Consider the following 15,756-nt stretch of genomic DNA (forward strand, 5'->3'; position numbering starts at 1 on the left):
TGCCCTTGCTCGTACTCGGACTCGAAACCTCCTGTGATGAAACCGCCGCCGCCCTCGTCGAGGACGGCCGGCGTGTGCTCTCCGACGTCGTCTCCACCCAGGTGGACATCCACCGGCGCTGGGGTGGGGTGGTGCCGGAGCTCGCCAGCCGCAACCACGTGGTGCAGGTCATGCCCGTCCTGCACGAGGCCCTCACCCGGGCCAACAAGACGCTCGACGATGTGGACCTGATCGCCGTCACCTCCGGGCCCGGTCTCATCGGGGCGCTGCTGGTGGGCGTGCAGGTGGCCAAGTCGCTGAGCCTCGCCACCGGCAAGCCCTTCGTCGGGGCCAACCACCTCGAGGGGCACCTGCTCGCCATCCGCCTGCTCGAGGACGCGCCGGAGCCTCCGTTCCTCGGGCTCGTCGTATCCGGTGGCCACACCAGCCTCTACGAGGTGCAGGACTTCGGCCGCTACCGGCTGGTGGGCAGCACGCGCGACGATGCCGCGGGCGAGGCCTACGACAAGACGGCGCGCATCCTCGGCCTGCCGTACCCGGGCGGACTGCCGATTGACCAGCTCGCGCGGCAGGGCAACCCCGCGGCCATCCGTTTCCCCCGGGCGCTACCGGGCGCGGAGAACTTCGACTGGTCCTTCTCCGGGCTGAAGACGGCGGTGCTGCAGCACGTGCGCAAGCACGGCGTGCCCCAGGGGCAGGAGCTGGCGGACCTGTGCGCTTCCTTCCAGGAGGCGGTGGCGGACGCGCTGTCGAAGAAGTTCGTGGCCGCCGCGCGCCGGCTGGGCCTCGAGCGCCTGGTGGTGTGCGGAGGCGTGGCGGCCAACTCGCGGTTGCGCTCGCTGTGCCAGGAGCGCGCCGAGGAGCGCAACCTGAAGCTCTACCTGCCGCCGGTGCGGCTGTGCACGGACAACGGCGCGATGATCGCCGTGGCCGGTTACGAGGCGTGGCGCCGGGGTCTGCGCGGCGACTTCAACCTGACGGCGGACCCCGCCTGGCGCATGTAAAGGGAGCACCCTCGTGGATACACCTCGTGAAATCCTCCAGCGCCATGGCCTGAGGGCCAAGCACAGCTGGGGACAGAACTTCCTGGGCGACCCGGACATCCTGGAGGCCATCGCCGACGCGCTCGAGCTGAGCGAGGGCGAGCCGGTGGTGGAGCTGGGCCCGGGCCTGGGACACCTCACGCGTTTCCTCGCGGCCACCAAGGCGAAGGTGACGGCGGTGGAGAAGGACCGCGACATGATCGCGGTGCTGGAGAAGGAGGCCATCCCCGGGGTGCGCGTGGTGGATGGCAACGCGGCCACGGTGGACTTCGCCAAGGTGGCGGGCGCGCCCGAGGTGAAGGTGGTGGGCAACCTCCCGTACCACCTGACGAGCTCCATCCTCTTCCAGGTGCTGGAGCAGCGCGAGCACGTGACGCGCGCCGTCTTCACGCTGCAGAAGGAAGTGGTGGACCGGCTCGCGGCCGAGCCGGGCGGGCGGGACTACGGCCTGCTCACGGCCATCCTGGGGCTCTACTTCACGTCGGAGAACCTCTTCGACATCGACGCGCGGCGCTTCCATCCGCCGCCGAAGGTGGACTCGGCGGTGCTGCGGCTCATCCGCCGTCCCGAGCCCCTGGCGCCGGTGGTGGACGGGGCTCGCTTCATCCGGCTGGTGAAGGCCGGCTTCGCGCAGCGGCGCAAGACGCTGTTCAACTCGCTCAAGTCGGACAAGACGCTGGGCACGGCGCAGCAGGTGCAGCAGGCGCTGGAGACGGCGGGCATCGACCCGATGCGTCGCGCGGAGACGCTCTCGTCCGAGGAGTTCGCCGCCATCGAGCGCGCGCTGGGGCCGGTGGCGGGGTAGGCCGTGATTTGGCGTCCGGGCCGCGCTGGTGCTAACCAGTGGAGCGGCTCGGAGAGACTCGATGACGCCCCTGCCACTGGAGCAGTTGGAGCCGGTGCTCAAACGCTTCGGCGTGGTGTACGCGGTGTTCGCCCGCCCGGATGGGGCGGTGCTGCTGCGTTGGGGGGATGCGAGCCCGATTCCGCTCCTGGACGAGCACTCCTTCGTGGGGGCCACCCAGGACATGGCGCGCGTCTACCGCTCGCTGGAGCGGATGCTGCTGCCGCAGATGGACGTGCAGGGCGAGTACCTCGGCATCCGCTCGAAGGTGGGCGACAAGATGGTGTACGCGCTCTTCTTCGAGACGCGGCGCTTCGAGGCGGCCACGCCGGTGGAGCGGCTGCGCACCGAGTACGCCTTCTGCAAGTCGCTCGGCAGCGCGGTGGACCTCTCGCTGCAGGGCTGGCTGGCCGGGCCCTAGGACTCGCCGCCGCCGAGCACCTTGGACAGCTCGCCCTGCTGCGCGAGCCAGGCGCGGAACTCGTCCTCGGGCAGCCGCATGCGCGCGAGCACGCCGCGCAGAATCTCCTCCGGCGAGCCATCCTGGCGGCGCTTGAGCTCCAGGGCCGTCTTGAGCAGGGCCACGCCGTAGAGCGGATCCGGCTCCATCGCCTTCGCGGGGGCCTGGGCCTTCTGCTCACTATCGGTGGTGCGACGAGGCTCCAGCTCGATGACCGTCTTCGCCCGTTGCCGTCGATTCATCTCCCTCGGTCCCCGCGCGTCCGCGTGTCCCGCACCGCGCGTGCGTCCCTGGTAGTGGACGCTCATCGAACCGTCAAGCGGGACGAGGGGTGCGTGCGGCGCGAACATTGCCCGGTCGCTGCTCCCGTGCTCTATTCCGCGCCCCGTTGCCCGCCGGGTGTGAAGAGGTGGGCGAGGGGTTTTCCGTTGCAGTCGGAGGTCTCGAAGCGGATGGACAACCGCTACATCGTGGTCGAGGGGCCCATCGGCGTCGGTAAGACGAGCCTCTCCAACATCCTGGCCGAGCGCTTCGGGGCCCGGCGCATCTTCGAGATCGTCGAGGAGAACCCCTTCCTCGCCAACTTCTACGCGGACCGGCAGAAGTACGCCTTCCAGACGCAGCTCTTCTTCCTGCTCTCGCGCTTCAAGCAGCAGGAGGAGCTCATCCAGCAGGATCTCTTCAACTCGGTGACGGTCAGCGACTACCTGTTCGCCAAGGACCGCATCTTCGCGTGCCTGACGCTGGACTCGCACGAGCTGGCCCTCTACGAGCGCGTCTTCGAGGCGCTCACCCCGCGCGTCACCAAGCCGGACCTGGTCATCTACCTGCAGGCGCGGCTGGACGTGCTGCTGCACCGGATCAAGAAGCGCGGCCGCGAGTTCGAGCGCCAGTTCGACGCCGGCTACCTGGAGGAGCTCGTCCACGCGTACAACGAGTTCTTCTCGCGCTACACGGAGACGCCGCTGCTCGTGGTGGACACCTCGGACATCGACTTCGTGCACAACGAGGGGGACCTCGAGGGGCTGCTGGGCGCCATCGACCGGGCGCGTCAGGGCACCCAGCACTACCTGCCCACGGGAAGCAAGCGACCCTGAGTGGGGCTCGTCAGGCCGCCTGCCCACAAAGAGAAGCCCCGCGGCGCTTCCGGGGGCGTTAAAGTGTCAGCGATGGCGGCCTCCGGCGATCTCCCCTGGGACGGCGAGGGGCCTCCATGCATGCACGGCAGGACCCCCACTCGCATCCCCACAGGAGGTGAACCGTGAAGGACAAGGTCACCATCCACACGCTGAAGCGCCTGAAGCAGAGCGGCCAGAAGATCACCATGGTCACGGCCTACGACGCCACCTTCGCCCGCGTCCTCGATGAGGCCGGAGCGGACGTGCTGCTGGTGGGCGATTCGCTCGGCATGGTCGTCCAGGGCCACGACTCCACCCTCCCGGTCACCCTGGAGCAGATGGTGTACCACTCGACCGCGGTGGTGCGCGGGACGAAGCGGGCGCTCGTGGTGGGTGACATGCCCTTCATGAGCTACCAGGTGTCGGTGGAGGAGGCGGTGCGCAACGCGGGCCGGCTGGTGGCCGAGGGCCGCGTGGGCGCGGTGAAGCTCGAGGGCGGCGCCGAGTTCGCCGACGTCATCTCCGCCATCTCCCGCGCGAGCATCCCCGTGATGGGGCACCTGGGCCTCACGCCGCAGTCGGTGCACAAGATGGGCGGCTACGTGGTGCAGGGCCGCGACGAGGACGCCGCGCGCAAGATTCTCGAGGACGCCATCGCGCTGGAGCGCGCCGGGTGCTTCTCGCTGGTGCTCGAGGGCGTGCCGCTGGAGCTGGCGCGCCAGATTACGCAGCGCCTCTCCATTCCCACCATTGGCATCGGCGCGGGGAAGTACTGCGACGGCCAGGTGCTGGTCTGCTACGACCTGTTGGGGATGAACCCGGACTTCAAGCCCAAGTTCGTGAAGCGCTATGCCAACCTCCACGGCTCCATCACCGAGGCGGCCAGCGCCTACTTCGCCGAGGTGCGCGCGGGCACGTTCCCGGACGAGGAGCACTCCTTCAAGTCCAAGCCCATCCGCCTGGTGGCCGCGCCGGAGCCCACGGACCTCGCCGAGGGCAGCGAGAAGCTGGGCCCCGTGTACGGAGCACCGGTCTGACCCATGGCCCCGCTCGTCCTTCGCACCGTCGCCGAGACCGCCGCCTGGGCGGAGTCCCTCCGCCGCTCGGGCCGCAGGCTGGCCCTGGTGCCCACCATGGGCTACCTGCATGAAGGCCACCTCTCGCTGATGCGCGAGGGGCGCCGCCGGGCCGACGTCGTCGCGGCCTCCATCTTCGTCAACCCCACCCAGTTCGGTCCCAACGAGGACCTGTCGCGCTACCCGCGGGACCTGGAGGGGGACCTGGCCAGGTGCGCCAGCGCGGGGGTGGAGGCCGTCTTCACCCCCGTGCCCGCCGAGGTGTACCCGCCGGGCTTCCAGACGTACGTGGACGTCATGCAGGTGAGCCAGGGCCTGTGCGGCGCGCGCCGCCCCGGCCACTTCAAGGGCGTGGCCACGGTGGTGACGAAGCTGCTGTGCCTCTTCAAGCCCCACGTGGCCCTCTTCGGCGAGAAGGACTACCAGCAGCTCCAGGTCATCCGCGCCCTCGAGCGCGACCTGAACCTGGGTGTGGACATTGTCGGCATGCCCACCGTGCGCGAGCCGGACGGGCTGGCGATGAGCTCGCGCAATGCCTACCTGTCCCCCGAGGAGCGTCACCGGGCGCTCGCCCTGTCGCGGGGACTGTCGGCGGCCCGCGAGCTGTGCCGGAATGGGACGCGCGAGTCGTCAGCTCTGGTCGGCGCGGTGCGTCGCGAATTGGAAGCAGTGGGGCTGCGCGAGGATTATGTGGAACTGGTGGATGCCACCTCGCTGACCCCGCTGTCGGCCGTCATCCCGGGCCAGGCGGCCCGGATGTTGGTGGCGGCCTTCGCTGGGAACACGCGGCTGATCGACAACCAGCCCATCGGAGACTGAGGACGCGAGCGTATGGCGGGTGGAAAGGGCAAGGGCGGGACGGAGCCCGGCATCAAGATCATCGCGGAGAACCGCAAGGCCCGCGCCGCCTACACGGTGGACGAGAAGGTCGAGGCGGGCCTTCAGCTCTCCGGCAGCGAGGTGAAGGCGCTGCGCGCCGGGACGGCCAACCTCTCGGACGCCTACGCCCTGCCCAAGGGCAGCGAGTTGTTTCTCCTCAACGCCCACATCGGCGTCTACAACCCCTCCAGCTTCTTCACCCACGAGCCCCTGCGCGGCCGCAAGCTGCTCATGCACCGGGAGGAAATCGACCGGTGGAACACGAAGGTTCGGGAGCGGGGCTATTCCATCATCCCGCTCCTGCTGTATTTCAAGAACGGCCGGGCGAAGGTGGAGTTGGGGTTGTGCCGGGGCAAGACGCACGAAGATAGACGGCAGGACATCAAGGAACGGGAGACGAAGCGGGAGATGGACCGGGCGATGCGCCGTCGCTGAAACGCCCCCCTCTCCGCTGATCGCACGGCGATGGACAAGAAGGGTCCCGAGAAGAAGGCGCGGCTGCTGGCCGCGCTCGACAAGGGCATGGTGATGATTCACCTGGACGCGCGCCGTCCGGGGGTCCTCGTGCCTGCCGCGCTGCGCAGCGAGTCGCACCTGCGCCTGAACCTCTCCTACCGGTTCGATCCACCGGACCTGACGGTGGGCGAGTGGGGCGTGCGCTGCACCCTGAGCTTCTCGGGGAGCCGCTTCACGGTGGCGGTGCCCTGGTCGGCGCTCTTCGCCGTCACCAGCCACGTGACGAAGGAGACCTGGGCGTACCCGGACGACATGCCGGCCGAGCTCATCCAGCAGTCGATGGTGACGAGCAAGGTGCCGACGGAGACGATGGCGGAGCAGCCGGCCGCGGCGGTGGAGCAACGTCCCCGGGCGGTGCTGCGCGAGGTGTCGAGGCAGGAGCCGTCCGAGATGTCCGAGGAGGAGTCCTCGGAGGCGCCCACTCCCGCGCCGATGCCCGTCTCCGGGCCGACGCCCGTGCCCGTGCCGGCTCCCGTGATGGTGCCGCCGCCCGTGGCCGCCACGCCGGTGGAGGCCGAGGGTCCCAAGGACGATCCGCCACCTCCGCCGCGGCGGGGCCACCTGCGCCTGGTGAAGTGAGAGGGGGGCCCGGGGAGACTCGGGCCCTCAGCGTTTGAGCTTCACTTCCAGGGCGGTGGGCTGGCCGCCGGTGAAGGTGCCCTTCCACGGCTTGTGGCCCTTGAGCGTGACCTGCACGGAGATGGGCTGCTCCGGGTAGGTGTTGTCGATGACCAGGGGCGTGGTGCCCAGCTCCGTCCCGTCGATGGTGACGAGGGCGCCCTCGGGCTCGCTCTGGATGGAGAGCAGGGGCGTCGTCTTCGCGCCCGAGGACAAGAGGGCCTTGGAGTACAGGATCTTCAGGTGGGGCAGGGCGACCACGCCGGCACCCACCAGCAGCAGCAGCGTGGCGACGAGGGCCACCGGGCGTTGCCACTGGAGGCGGCGCTTGGGCGGCTCGTAGAGGGTGCCCTGCTTCGGACCCCGCTCGATCAGCTCCAGCTCCTCGTGCTTCATGTCCAGCACCGAGCGCAGCGGAGCGGCTCCGGGCTCGGGCGGGGCGTAGGCGCCGTTCTCGGCGAGCGTGGAGAGCTCCGGGGACAGCTCGCGGGCGCAGCGCTCGCACGGGGCGTTGGGGGAGGGCAGGAGCCCGTTGCAGCGGGAGCAGCGGGCCTGCGGGCGCGCGCGGGGCGGCGGGGCGGCGCGGGCCGGGGTGGGAGGCGGCGGTGCCGGGGCCGGAGCGGGGGCGCTGGGCTCGATGAGCCGCCCGCTCGTGCTGAGCGCGCGCCCTCCGGGCTGCTCTTCCCACTCCTCGGCCGGCTGCAGCTCGAAGGAGGTGGGATTCACGGCGTGGGTGGAGAGCGAGGGGCGCCGGACGGTCCGCGCCATGTCCCCCTCCTGCTCGGCGGCCTCTCCCAGCTCCACGAGGGTGAGGGGTGGGGTGAGGCTGGCGATGAACGCGGCGAGCGACTGCGAGGAGGCGGGCTCGCCGGCCTGGGCGAGGTAGCGGGTGAGGGCCTCGGCCATGTCCTCGGGCCGGGGGAAGCGGGCCTCGGGGGCCTTGGCCATGGCGCGCATCACCACGGAGACCAGGGGCGCGGGGACGTCCGTGAGGGGCGGGGGCTCCTTCTCGGTGATGGCCATGGCGAAGGCCATGGGGTCCTCCGAGCCGGTGGCGAAGGGGTGCTGTCCGGCGAGCAGCTCGTAGAGCACGATGCCGAGCGCGAACACATCGCTCAGGGCGGTGGCGGGCTGGCCGCGCAGGGCCTCGGGGGCGGAGTAGGGCAGCTTGCCCTTGAAGGTGCCGGGCTGGTGCCCATGGACAGGCCCTCGAGCCGGGCGATGCCGAAGTCCGTCACCTTCACCTCGCCCTCGCGCGACACGAGGATGTTGGAGGGGGAGATGTCGCGGTGGGCGGTGAGCACGGGCCGGCCGTTGTGCTGGCGGCGGTAGGCGTGGATGAGGCCCGCGAGCACCTGGGCGCCGATGAAGGCCACCAGGTGCGGAGGGAAGCGCTGGCCGCGGCGCCAGGCGTGCCGCAGCAGCACGCCGAGGTCCCAGCCGTCCACCAGCTCCATCACCAGGAAGAGACCCTCGGGGCCACTGCCCACGTCATAGACGCTGGCGATGTTCTGGTGCTGCAGGTGGGTGGCGAGCTTCGCCTCGGCGAGGAACATCCGCGCGAGCGACGGGTCCTTGGCCAGGTGCGGCAGCATGCGCTTGATGGCCACGGACTTCTCGAAGCCCTCCGCGCCCCGCACCACGCCGAGGAAGAGCTCCGCCATGCCTCCCGTGGCCAGGGGACGCACCAGACGGTAGCGGGACTCGTTCACGGGGGGGACCTCCGGAGGCTCAGCCCTGGGGCTGAGTGATATCGCGTAGGAGCTTCCACGGATAGATGCCGGTGGAGTGGCCGTCGCTGAAGACGAAGGTGAGCGCGTAGTTGCCCACGGGCTGCACCGTGGTGATGCGCAGGGTGGCGGGCACCCGGTTGGGGTCCAGCGTGCGCTTGTTGGTCCACTCGTCCACGCACCCGGCGCACGGGCACTGCTGGCGCAGGAACTGGGCGCTGGCGTCCGTCTTCACCCCGTCCTCCCAGGTGAGGGCCAGCCGGGTGCCATCCGGGGCGAGCGCGGCCTCGGTGGCGGACAGGGGGCGGGTGGTGGGCTTGATGCGATCCCAGAAGCTCAAGAGGTTCCCCTTTCAGGGCCAGAACGGCGGGGGCCCTGCTTACCATCCGGCGCGCCCGGTGGGGGAGGGGAGCGAGCGGGGCCTCATGAGGCCAGCTTCACGGGGAGGCGATGGCCCTCGACGCGCACGCCCTTCTTCTCGAGCACCCGGCGCAGCGCGGACACCACCGCGGGGTCCAACTGCTTGCCGCTGAGGTTGTCGAGGATCTCCATCGCCTTCTCCAGGGGCATGGCCTTCTGGTAGGGGCGGGTGGAGGTGCAGGCGTCGAAGGTGTCGGCGCACCCCACGATGCGGGCCAGCAGGGGGATGTCCTCGCCCTTGAGGCCGTCCGGGTAGCCGGTGCCGTCCCAGCGCTCGTGGTGGCTGCGCACGCAGGAGCGCATGGCCTGCAGGAAGCTGATGGGCTTGATGATGGAGTCGCCGATGGCCGGGTGCTCGCGCATGATGGCCATCTCCTCGTCGGTGAGCCGCGACTGCTTGCAGAGGATGGACTCGACGATGCCAATCTTCCCGATGTCGTGGAGGATGCCGCCGAACTGCAGCTGCTTGAGCTCGCGCTCGGAGAGGGCCAGCTCGCGGCCGATCTCCACCGCCACGTCGCCCACGCGCTGGCTGTGGCCGCGCGTATAGGAGTCCTTGGAGTCGATGGAGTTGGCGAGCGCGACGATGGTTTCCAGGTAGCCCTGCTCGAGGCTCTCGTAGAGGCCGCGGTTCTCGTGGTCGTACGCGAGCAGCTGCTTGCTCATGTAGTTGAACGTGCGGGCCAGCTCGCCCAGCTCGTTCTTCTGGGGGACGTTGACCTCGAGGCCGAACTTGCCCTGGGCGAGCTCGAGGGCGCCCTGGGTGAAGCCCTTGAGGGGGCGGGTGACGCTGCGCGAGAAGAAGGCGGCGAGCCCCAGGGCCACCAGCGTGGCGGTGAGCACGGTGAGCAGCAGCCGCCGCTCCATGGTCTCCACCTGCTTGTAGGCGAGCGCCACGGGCTGCTCGGAGACGATGGCCCAGTGCGGGTCGGCCAGGGTGGCGTAGGCGGCCACCACGGCGTCATCGGTCTCGCCGAAGTTGCCCACGTGGAGGATGTCCGTGTCGGGGGTGCGCGCCACGCCCTGGAGCAGGTGCGCCACCACGGGCCGTCCGGAGACGTCCTGGTTGGCCACGAGCCCACCGCCGCCGGCGAGCACGTGGCCCTTGGCGTCGGCGAGGTAGACGAAGCCGGTGCTGCCCACGCGCTCCTGGGCGAGCATGGTCTGCAGCTCCACGAGCGACACGTCCGCGGAGATATAGCCCTTGGTGGGCTCGCCCACGGGGAAGGCGAACGTCACCACGGCCTCACCGCTGGGGCGCCACACCACGTCCGCGTAGCGCAGGCCGCTCAGGCCCTCCAGCAGGCCCACGGCGCGCGCCTCGTGCTCGGCGAGCGCGGTGGGCGGCACGTCACTGACGGCGAAGGCCTGGAGGCCCGGCAGCCGCTTGCCCCCGGGCCCGAAGAGGGTGATGGCCTGCACCTCGCGGCGCTGGTTGAGCACCGCGCGCAGGTACGTCTGCTGCTGCTCGAGCGGCAGGGCGAAGAAGTTGGGCACGCGCGCCATGCCCATGACGGCGCGCGTGGGCTCGGCGAGGAAGCCCTCGGCCTTGAGCTTGAGCTGCTTGACGCGCTCCTGCGCCAGCTCCTGGGCGTCGCGCACGAGCAGCTCGCGCGTGTCGGACACGGACAGCAGGCCCACCATCACCGTGGGCACCAGGCTGGCCACCAGCATGAGCAGGAGGATCGTTTTGAAGAGCCGCATGGGAACGCTCCTCCCGCGCTACTTCCACTTCGAGGGCTGCACCTGGAGATTGATGGACTTGGGCTCGGCCTCGGCCACCTCGAAGACGTGCGCGGCGGAGCTCTCCGAGTGCTGGTCGCGGGCCAGGGCGCGCACGCTCCAGCGGTAGGCGCCCGCGGGCAGGGTCAGCCGGAGCTGCGCCGCGGTGGCCGTCAGCACGCGCTTCTCACCCCGGGCGGGCACCAGTTCCACCTCGTAGCCCTCGGCGCCCTCCACCGCCTGCCAGGCGAGGGTGACGGGGCCCAGGCCGCCCTTGGCGAACTGGACGCTCAGCCGCAGCTTGTCGGCCGGCTGGGTGGGTTGGGGCACGGCCAGCGGGGAGCGGGGAGGAGGCGGCGGCTGGCCCTTCTCCACGCGCACGCTCTCGCCGGCGTACACCGGGCGGGTGGTGCCCTCGGCCTCCACGCGCACCGGCTGGCCGGAGAGGGCCTTCACCGTGGTGGTGCCCTTGTCGTCCACCGCCACCGTGAAGGCGGTGGGCTGCGAGGCGCTCGCCGACAGCAGCTTCCACGCTCCGTCCGCGGCCTGGGCAGCGTCCTCGTAGCGCGCGCTCTGGAAGTGGGCCTCGGCCTCCTTCAGCTTGGCCACGGCCTCCTCGCGCCGGGCCGCCTTGGCGTCGGCCTGCTTCACCGCGTTGCGCGCCGTCTCCAGCACGCTCTGCGCCCGAGCCCGGTCCGCTCCCGGCAGCTTCAGCTTCGTGCCCGGCGCCACCGCGTCGTCCTTCAATCCGTTGAGCGCCTTGAGCTCACTGGCCCCGCCCTTGTCTCCCAGCGTGCGCTGGGCCACCTGGGCGAGCGATTCTCCTTCACGCACCACCACCTCCGTGGTGGGCGTCATCATGAGCAGGGCGAGCAGGAGGGAACTCTTCATTGGAACACGATCTCCCTTCCGGCCCGGACGGTGGCCGCGGGCGTGGTGACCGACAGCGACTGTCGCGCCGGATCCTCCATTTCGGCGTCCACCCGGCCGCGCAGAACCGTCAGGTCCGTGCGCTCCTGTCCGGGCTTCGGTCGCGTCTCCGCGATGCCGATCAGCGCGTCCTCGCCCAGGCTCACCACACTGCCGTTGGCGAAGACGATTTGTGCACCCGCGCCAGCCACGGTCCGCACCTTGTCATTCTCGAAGAGGGGCATGCCCTCCTGGGCGGGGAGCCACTCGTCCCCTGCCGCGCGTTTCACCTTCACGTCCCCTTGCAACCCCTTGAGTTGGGCACGGCGCACCGGTGGCGGCGCGGCCGGCGCATGTACCGGTGCGGTGGGCTTCTCGTCGGCGGGGCACCCCACTGACAGGACTCCGAGCGCGAGGACGAACACCCTATAGGACCAGCGAATGTTCACGAGTTGGGTTCCGAGCCCTCAGTGTACCGGAGGTTGGACCCGGCACCCAGGGGGCTGGTCACAGGTGCTCGGCTGGTTCAGTCCAGTCGTCGATGTTGCAGGCAGGGCAGATTCTTGCGGACGCGGGCGAGCAGCTCGGGGTCCACCGGCGCGATGGCCAGGCCCTCGCCCTCGGAGGCGCGGGCGGTCACCAGCCCCCAGGGGTCCACCACCATGGCGTGGCCCCAGGTGACGCGCTGGGGCGAGTGCCGTCCACCCTGGGCGGGGGCGAAGAGGTAGCACTGGTTCTCGATGGCGCGCGCGCGCAGCAGCACCTCCCAGTGGTCCTTGCCCGTCATCAGGGTGAAGGCGGCGGGGACGGCCAGCAGGGTGGCGCCCTCCCGGGCCAGGCGCCGGTAGAGCTCGGGGAAGCGCAGGTCGTAGCAGATGGACAGGCCCAGCCGGCCTGTCTCCGTGTCGGCCACCACCACGTCGGTGCCCGGGGCCACCGCCGCGGACTCGTGGTAGGGCGTGCCGTCACCCACATCCACGTCGAAGAGGTGGATTTTGCGGTACACCGCCAGGCGCGCGCCGTCCGGTCCGAAGAGGACGGTGGTGTTGTAGAGGCGGCCGCCGGGCGCGCCCTGCTCCAGGATGGAGCCGGCCAGGAGGGTGATGCGCCGCTCGCGCGCCAGCTCGGCCATGCGCGAGAGCGTGGGCCCCTCGAGCGTCTCCGCCGCCCCGGAGCGCTCGGCCTCCGGGCCCATCCAGCTGAAGTTCTCCGGCAGGCCCACCAGACGGGCTCCCAGGTCGGCGGCACGCCGGACGAGCCGGGTGGCTGCTTCCAGGTTGTGGGCCTTGTCCGCGGTGGACACCATCTGTGCGGCGGCGAGCAGGTGCATGGGGGCGTTATAACCGCTCCCCGTTCACGGAAACCCCGGGAATCCCTGCCCCTGGGAGGACTGTTGGATGGCAAGACAAGGGGTGCGTCATCCTTTACACCCCGAGGTGGCGTGTGCTACGGACGCCGCCGACATTTTTCGACGCAGTTCCTCGAAAAGTGGGCCGTCGTGCCCGCTTTTCGCGTTTTTGGAGTCCGGAGTTTTCGAAGCGGCCTATGGCGGAGAACATCAAGCAGACGGTGGAGGCGAGGGCACAGGAGCTGCTCGAGCCCATCGTTGCGGGCGAGGGGCTGGAGCTCCTCGAGGTCGAGTTCGTTCGCGAGCACGAGGGCTGGGTCCTGCGCCTGTTCATCGACAAGCCGGGTGGACGGGTGGGCCTGGACGAGTGCTCGCAGGTGTCGCGAGCGGTGGACACGGTGCTGGACGTGGAGGACCTCGTCCCCCACGAGTACAACCTGGAAGTCTCCAGCCCCGGGGTGAACCGCCCCCTGAAGAAGCCTGGCCACTACGAGCGGGTGAAGGGTCAGAAGGTCAAGGTGAAGACCTTCGGGCCCATCGGGGAGCCGCCGCGCAAGAACTTCACCGGGACGCTCACCGAGGTGGCGGCCGACGCCATCAGCGTGGACGTGGAAGGTGCGGGCAACTTCCGCATTCCCTTCAAGGACATCGCCAAGGCCAATCTGGAGTTCGAGTTCTAGCAGTCCACATACAGGGCGCGCTCTCGCGCGGGCGCGCCCGTGGAACCTTTGGAGAAGATGATGCCCACGCCAGCCAACCCCAACATCAACCTCAACCTCGTCCTGGACCAGGTGGCCAAGGACAAGGGCATCGAGCGGAGCGTGCTCATCGCCACCCTCGAGGACGCGATGACCACCGCGGCCAAGAAGCACTTCGGCCAGGAGCGCAACCTCGAGGCCAAGTACGACGCCGACAAGGGCGTGGTGGAGCTCTTCCAGGCCATCACCGTGGTGGAGACCATCACGGACCCCGTCCAGGCGGTGAATCAGATCTCCCTCGACGAGGCGCACAAGAAGGGCATGGAGGTGGAGCCGGGCGACGAGCTCGTGTTCCAGATCTTCTACCGTGACGAGGACGCGGCGGAGGCCAAGGCGCAGGACGACCAGTACGGGGACATCCTCCGGCTGAAGACGTTCCGCCGCGGCTTCGGACGCATCGCGGCCCAGACGGCCAAGCAGGTCATCCTCCAGCGCACCCGCGACGCCGAGCGCGAGAACGTCTTCAACGAATACCGCGACCGCAAGAACGAGATCGTCACCGGCATCGCCCGGCGCTTCGAGCGCGGCAACATCATCGTGGACCTCGGCCGCGCCGAGGCGGTACTGCCCGTGCGCGAGCAGGTGCCGCGCGAGACGTACCGCGCCGGCGACCGCGTCCAGGCCTACGTGCTGGACGTGCTGCGCGAGTCCAAGGGCCCGCAGATCGTCCTGAGCCGCGCCTCCGTCAACCTGCTCACCAAGCTCTTCGAGATGGAGGTGCCGGAGATCGCCGAGGGCATCGTCGTCATCGAGGCCGCGGCGCGTGAGCCGGGCGGGCGCGCGAAGATCGCCGTGTCCAGCCGCGACGCGGACGTGGACCCCGTGGGCGCGTGCGTGGGCATGAAGGGCAGCCGCGTGCAGGCCGTGGTGCAGGAGCTGCGCGGCGAGAAGATCGACATCGTCCCCTACGACGAGGACCCCGCGCGCTTCGTGTGCGCCGCCCTGGCCCCCGCCGAGGTGAGCCGCGTCATCATCGACGAGGCCAACCACGCCATGGAGCTGATTGTCCCGGACGACCAGCTGTCGCTGGCCATCGGCCGCCGCGGCCAGAACGTGCGCCTGGCGGCGCAGCTCACCGGTTGGAAGCTGGACATCAACAGCGAGAGCCGGGTGCGCGAGATGCGCGAGTTCGCCAACCGTTCGCTGGGCGCCCTTCCGGGTGTCAACGAGATGCTGGTCGAGACGCTCTACGCCCACGGCTTCCGTCAGGCCAAGGACATCGCCGAGGCCAATCCGGAGATGCTGGCCCAGATTCCGGGGATGGATCCGTCGCGCATTCCCGCCATGCAGGAGGAGGCCCGCAAGCAGATGGGGCTGGACGCGGCCGAGCTGTCGCGCATGGAGCGCGAGCGCGAGCAGGCCCGGCAGGCCGAGGCGCGCCGCCATCCGGACGAGCTCAGTCAGACCGAGCGCATGGCGCGCGTCAGGGGCATGGGCGAGAAGACCATCGAGCAGCTGATGCTGGCGGGCTACAAGACGGTGGAGGACCTCGCCAACGAGAAGGACCTGGCGAAGCTGGGCGACGTGCCGGGCGTGGGCATCAAGAAGGCCCGCCAGCTCAAGAGTGCGGCGGAGAACTATCTGGTGGAGGAGGCGCGCCTGAGGGCGGAGCTGAATGCCGAGCGGGGGGCCTCGTCCCCAGCCGCCGAGCCGGCGGGCGCTTAGATTGAGGCGATCTGAAGTTCTCAGCTCGTCTGGACGGCAGGGGGGATGCGCCTGAAGGCTCGTTCCGGTAGTAGAAGAAAAGAAGAACTCCCGGCGGACGCCGGACCGGTGCGATGCTGCATCGGATGCGGCGCGAGGCGGTTACAGGAGGAGCTCACCCGATTGGCGGTGGGCCCGGAGGGGGCGGTGGTGGTAGACCGCGACAGGTTGCTCCCCGGGCGGGGGGCCTACCTCTGCGGGGCTGGTTGCCTGGCGGCGGCGGTGAAGCGGAAGGCCTTTGGCAGGGCCTTCCGGGGCAGGGCGGGTCTGGTTGACCCGTCGGTGCTCGGACAGGCGTTGGAGTCGTCGGGCCCGGCGCGAGGTGGAGCGGCCGGGGGGAGTGGGTGTTAGCACCACTCGCACACATTTTTGGATTAGGGTGCTGCGCCCGGTAGCCGGCGGAGCAAAAGGCCAAGCAAGGTATGTCGAAGAAGCGCGTTCACGAGATTGCCAAGGAGCTCAAGGACCATGGGGTCGAGCTCGATAACAAAGAGGTCGTGACCGAGCTGGTCGGGCTCGGCTACGACGTCAAGAGCCACTCGTCCTCCCTCGAGGACGACCAGGCCACTGCCGCTGTCCAGAAGATCCTGGACAAGCGCAAGCCCAAGCAG

General features: G+C 69.9%; 20 protein-coding genes. 12 read left to right on the forward strand and 8 right to left on the reverse strand.

From position 1 onward, the window contains the following. Window positions 1-5: 5 nt before the first annotated feature. From tsaD to ACJ8AN_RS29050, 3 genes are all read left to right on the forward strand, one after another. A complete protein-coding gene (tsaD, locus tag ACJ8AN_RS29040) occupies window positions 6-1,004 on the forward strand; it encodes a tRNA (adenosine(37)-N6)-threonylcarbamoyltransferase complex transferase subunit TsaD (RefSeq protein ID WP_407758754.1) in 999 nt (332 codons plus the stop codon). Window positions 1,005-1,017: 13 nt separating this feature from the next. After that, window positions 1,018-1,848: a 16S rRNA (adenine(1518)-N(6)/adenine(1519)-N(6))-dimethyltransferase RsmA gene (gene rsmA / locus ACJ8AN_RS29045; protein ID WP_407758755.1), complete on the forward strand. Its 831-nt coding sequence runs from the start codon at window positions 1,018-1,020 to the stop codon at window positions 1,846-1,848. A gap of 61 nt (window positions 1,849-1,909) precedes the next feature. Then, window positions 1,910-2,308, forward strand: a complete 399-nt coding sequence (locus ACJ8AN_RS29050; protein WP_407758756.1) for a hypothetical protein — start codon at window positions 1,910-1,912, stop codon at window positions 2,306-2,308. Here the strand turns inward: ACJ8AN_RS29050 and ACJ8AN_RS29055 are convergent. Then, window positions 2,305-2,589 (reverse strand): hypothetical protein, encoded by a 285-nt coding sequence (locus ACJ8AN_RS29055; RefSeq protein WP_407758757.1) that lies wholly within the window; start codon window positions 2,587-2,589, stop codon window positions 2,305-2,307. The two genes, ACJ8AN_RS29050 and ACJ8AN_RS29055, sit on opposite strands and share 4 nt — an antisense overlap. Before the next feature lie 210 nt (window positions 2,590-2,799). On the opposite strand from ACJ8AN_RS29055, the gene ACJ8AN_RS29060 reads away from it, so the two are divergent. From ACJ8AN_RS29060 to ACJ8AN_RS29080, 5 genes are all read left to right on the forward strand, one after another. After that, window positions 2,800-3,444, forward strand: coding sequence for a deoxynucleoside kinase (locus tag ACJ8AN_RS29060; protein ID WP_407758772.1), 645 nt, complete (start codon window positions 2,800-2,802; stop codon window positions 3,442-3,444). Between the two features lie 164 nt (window positions 3,445-3,608). Further along, the gene (gene panB / locus ACJ8AN_RS29065; RefSeq protein WP_407758758.1) at window positions 3,609-4,502 is read left to right on the forward strand and encodes a 3-methyl-2-oxobutanoate hydroxymethyltransferase; all 894 of its coding nucleotides are present in this window, start codon (window positions 3,609-3,611) and stop codon (window positions 4,500-4,502) included. Between the two features lie 3 nt (window positions 4,503-4,505). Then, window positions 4,506-5,360 carry a pantoate--beta-alanine ligase gene (panC, locus tag ACJ8AN_RS29070; protein WP_407758759.1) on the forward strand — a complete coding sequence of 285 codons (855 nt, stop codon included), beginning with the start codon at window positions 4,506-4,508 and terminating at the stop codon, window positions 5,358-5,360. Window positions 5,361-5,372: 12 nt separating this feature from the next. Continuing rightward, on the forward strand, window positions 5,373-5,855 hold the full coding sequence (gene smpB / locus ACJ8AN_RS29075) for an SsrA-binding protein SmpB (protein ID WP_407758760.1): 483 nt from the start codon (window positions 5,373-5,375) through the stop codon (window positions 5,853-5,855). Between the two features lie 30 nt (window positions 5,856-5,885). Next, window positions 5,886-6,515, forward strand: a complete 630-nt coding sequence (locus ACJ8AN_RS29080; protein ID WP_407758761.1) for a ClpXP protease specificity-enhancing factor SspB — start codon at window positions 5,886-5,888, stop codon at window positions 6,513-6,515. A gap of 27 nt (window positions 6,516-6,542) precedes the next feature. Here the strand turns inward: ACJ8AN_RS29080 and ACJ8AN_RS29085 are convergent, their stop codons facing one another. The 7 genes from ACJ8AN_RS29085 to ACJ8AN_RS29115 form a co-directional block, all read right to left on the reverse strand. Beyond that, the gene (locus tag ACJ8AN_RS29085; RefSeq protein ID WP_407758773.1) at window positions 6,543-7,721 is read right to left on the reverse strand and encodes a protein kinase domain-containing protein; all 1,179 of its coding nucleotides are present in this window, start codon (window positions 7,719-7,721) and stop codon (window positions 6,543-6,545) included. Further along, on the reverse strand, window positions 7,670-8,266 hold the full coding sequence (locus ACJ8AN_RS29090; RefSeq protein WP_407758762.1) for a serine/threonine-protein kinase: 597 nt from the start codon (window positions 8,264-8,266) through the stop codon (window positions 7,670-7,672). The genes ACJ8AN_RS29085 and ACJ8AN_RS29090 overlap by 52 nt, the downstream gene beginning before the upstream one ends. 19 nt (window positions 8,267-8,285) lie before the next feature. Further along, window positions 8,286-8,624 (reverse strand): DUF971 domain-containing protein, encoded by a 339-nt coding sequence (locus tag ACJ8AN_RS29095; protein WP_407758763.1) that lies wholly within the window; start codon window positions 8,622-8,624, stop codon window positions 8,286-8,288. Window positions 8,625-8,707: 83 nt separating this feature from the next. Next, window positions 8,708-10,408 (reverse strand): HD domain-containing phosphohydrolase, encoded by a 1,701-nt coding sequence (locus ACJ8AN_RS29100; RefSeq protein WP_407758764.1) that lies wholly within the window; start codon window positions 10,406-10,408, stop codon window positions 8,708-8,710. 18 nt (window positions 10,409-10,426) lie between these two features. Then, window positions 10,427-11,317 (reverse strand): LysM peptidoglycan-binding domain-containing protein, encoded by an 891-nt coding sequence (locus ACJ8AN_RS29105; protein WP_407758765.1) that lies wholly within the window; start codon window positions 11,315-11,317, stop codon window positions 10,427-10,429. After that, window positions 11,314-11,784 (reverse strand): FecR domain-containing protein, encoded by a 471-nt coding sequence (locus tag ACJ8AN_RS29110; protein WP_407758766.1) that lies wholly within the window; start codon window positions 11,782-11,784, stop codon window positions 11,314-11,316. The genes ACJ8AN_RS29105 and ACJ8AN_RS29110 overlap by 4 nt, the downstream gene beginning before the upstream one ends. Before the next feature lie 77 nt (window positions 11,785-11,861). Next, window positions 11,862-12,665 (reverse strand): carbon-nitrogen hydrolase family protein, encoded by an 804-nt coding sequence (locus ACJ8AN_RS29115; protein ID WP_407758767.1) that lies wholly within the window; start codon window positions 12,663-12,665, stop codon window positions 11,862-11,864. 215 nt (window positions 12,666-12,880) lie between these two features. On the opposite strand from ACJ8AN_RS29115, the gene rimP reads away from it, so the two are divergent. The 4 genes from rimP to ACJ8AN_RS29135 all read left to right on the forward strand — a co-directional run. Further along, window positions 12,881-13,363 (forward strand): ribosome maturation factor RimP, encoded by a 483-nt coding sequence (gene rimP, locus ACJ8AN_RS29120; RefSeq protein ID WP_407758768.1) that lies wholly within the window; start codon window positions 12,881-12,883, stop codon window positions 13,361-13,363. A gap of 60 nt (window positions 13,364-13,423) precedes the next feature. Further along, complete coding sequence (gene nusA, locus ACJ8AN_RS29125; protein ID WP_407758769.1) at window positions 13,424-15,106, forward strand: transcription termination factor NusA; 1,683 nt, start codon at window positions 13,424-13,426, stop codon at window positions 15,104-15,106. 45 nt (window positions 15,107-15,151) lie between these two features. Next, window positions 15,152-15,496: a YlxR family protein gene (locus ACJ8AN_RS29130; RefSeq protein ID WP_407758770.1), complete on the forward strand. Its 345-nt coding sequence runs from the start codon at window positions 15,152-15,154 to the stop codon at window positions 15,494-15,496. Between the two features lie 71 nt (window positions 15,497-15,567). Further along, window positions 15,568-15,756 (forward strand): translation initiation factor IF-2 N-terminal domain-containing protein (locus ACJ8AN_RS29135; protein ID WP_407758771.1); only part of this gene is annotated, 189 nt, incomplete at its 3' end.

It is taken from the genome of Archangium sp. (genome assembly GCF_045802675.1).
Classification (GTDB): Bacteria; Myxococcota; Myxococcia; order Myxococcales; family Myxococcaceae; genus Archangium.

Coding starts and splice junctions, on each gene's coding strand:
- ACJ8AN_RS29050 (WP_407758756.1), top strand. CDS start 1,910: ATGACGCCCCTGCCACTGGAGCAGTTGGAGCCGGTGCTCAAACGCTTC.
- ACJ8AN_RS29055 (WP_407758757.1), bottom strand. CDS start 2,589: ATGAATCGACGGCAACGGGCGAAGACGGTCATCGAGCTGGAGCCTCGT.
- ACJ8AN_RS29060 (WP_407758772.1), top strand. CDS start 2,800: ATGGACAACCGCTACATCGTGGTCGAGGGGCCCATCGGCGTCGGTAAG.
- panC (WP_407758759.1), top strand. CDS start 4,506: ATGGCCCCGCTCGTCCTTCGCACCGTCGCCGAGACCGCCGCCTGGGCG.
- smpB (WP_407758760.1), top strand. CDS start 5,373: ATGGCGGGTGGAAAGGGCAAGGGCGGGACGGAGCCCGGCATCAAGATC.
- ACJ8AN_RS29080 (WP_407758761.1), top strand. CDS start 5,886: ATGGACAAGAAGGGTCCCGAGAAGAAGGCGCGGCTGCTGGCCGCGCTC.
- ACJ8AN_RS29100 (WP_407758764.1), bottom strand. CDS start 10,408: ATGCGGCTCTTCAAAACGATCCTCCTGCTCATGCTGGTGGCCAGCCTG.
- ACJ8AN_RS29105 (WP_407758765.1), bottom strand. CDS start 11,317: ATGAAGAGTTCCCTCCTGCTCGCCCTGCTCATGATGACGCCCACCACG.
- ACJ8AN_RS29115 (WP_407758767.1), bottom strand. CDS start 12,665: ATGCACCTGCTCGCCGCCGCACAGATGGTGTCCACCGCGGACAAGGCC.
- rimP (WP_407758768.1), top strand. CDS start 12,881: ATGGCGGAGAACATCAAGCAGACGGTGGAGGCGAGGGCACAGGAGCTG.
- nusA (WP_407758769.1), top strand. CDS start 13,424: ATGCCCACGCCAGCCAACCCCAACATCAACCTCAACCTCGTCCTGGAC.
- ACJ8AN_RS29130 (WP_407758770.1), top strand. CDS start 15,152: ATGCGCCTGAAGGCTCGTTCCGGTAGTAGAAGAAAAGAAGAACTCCCG.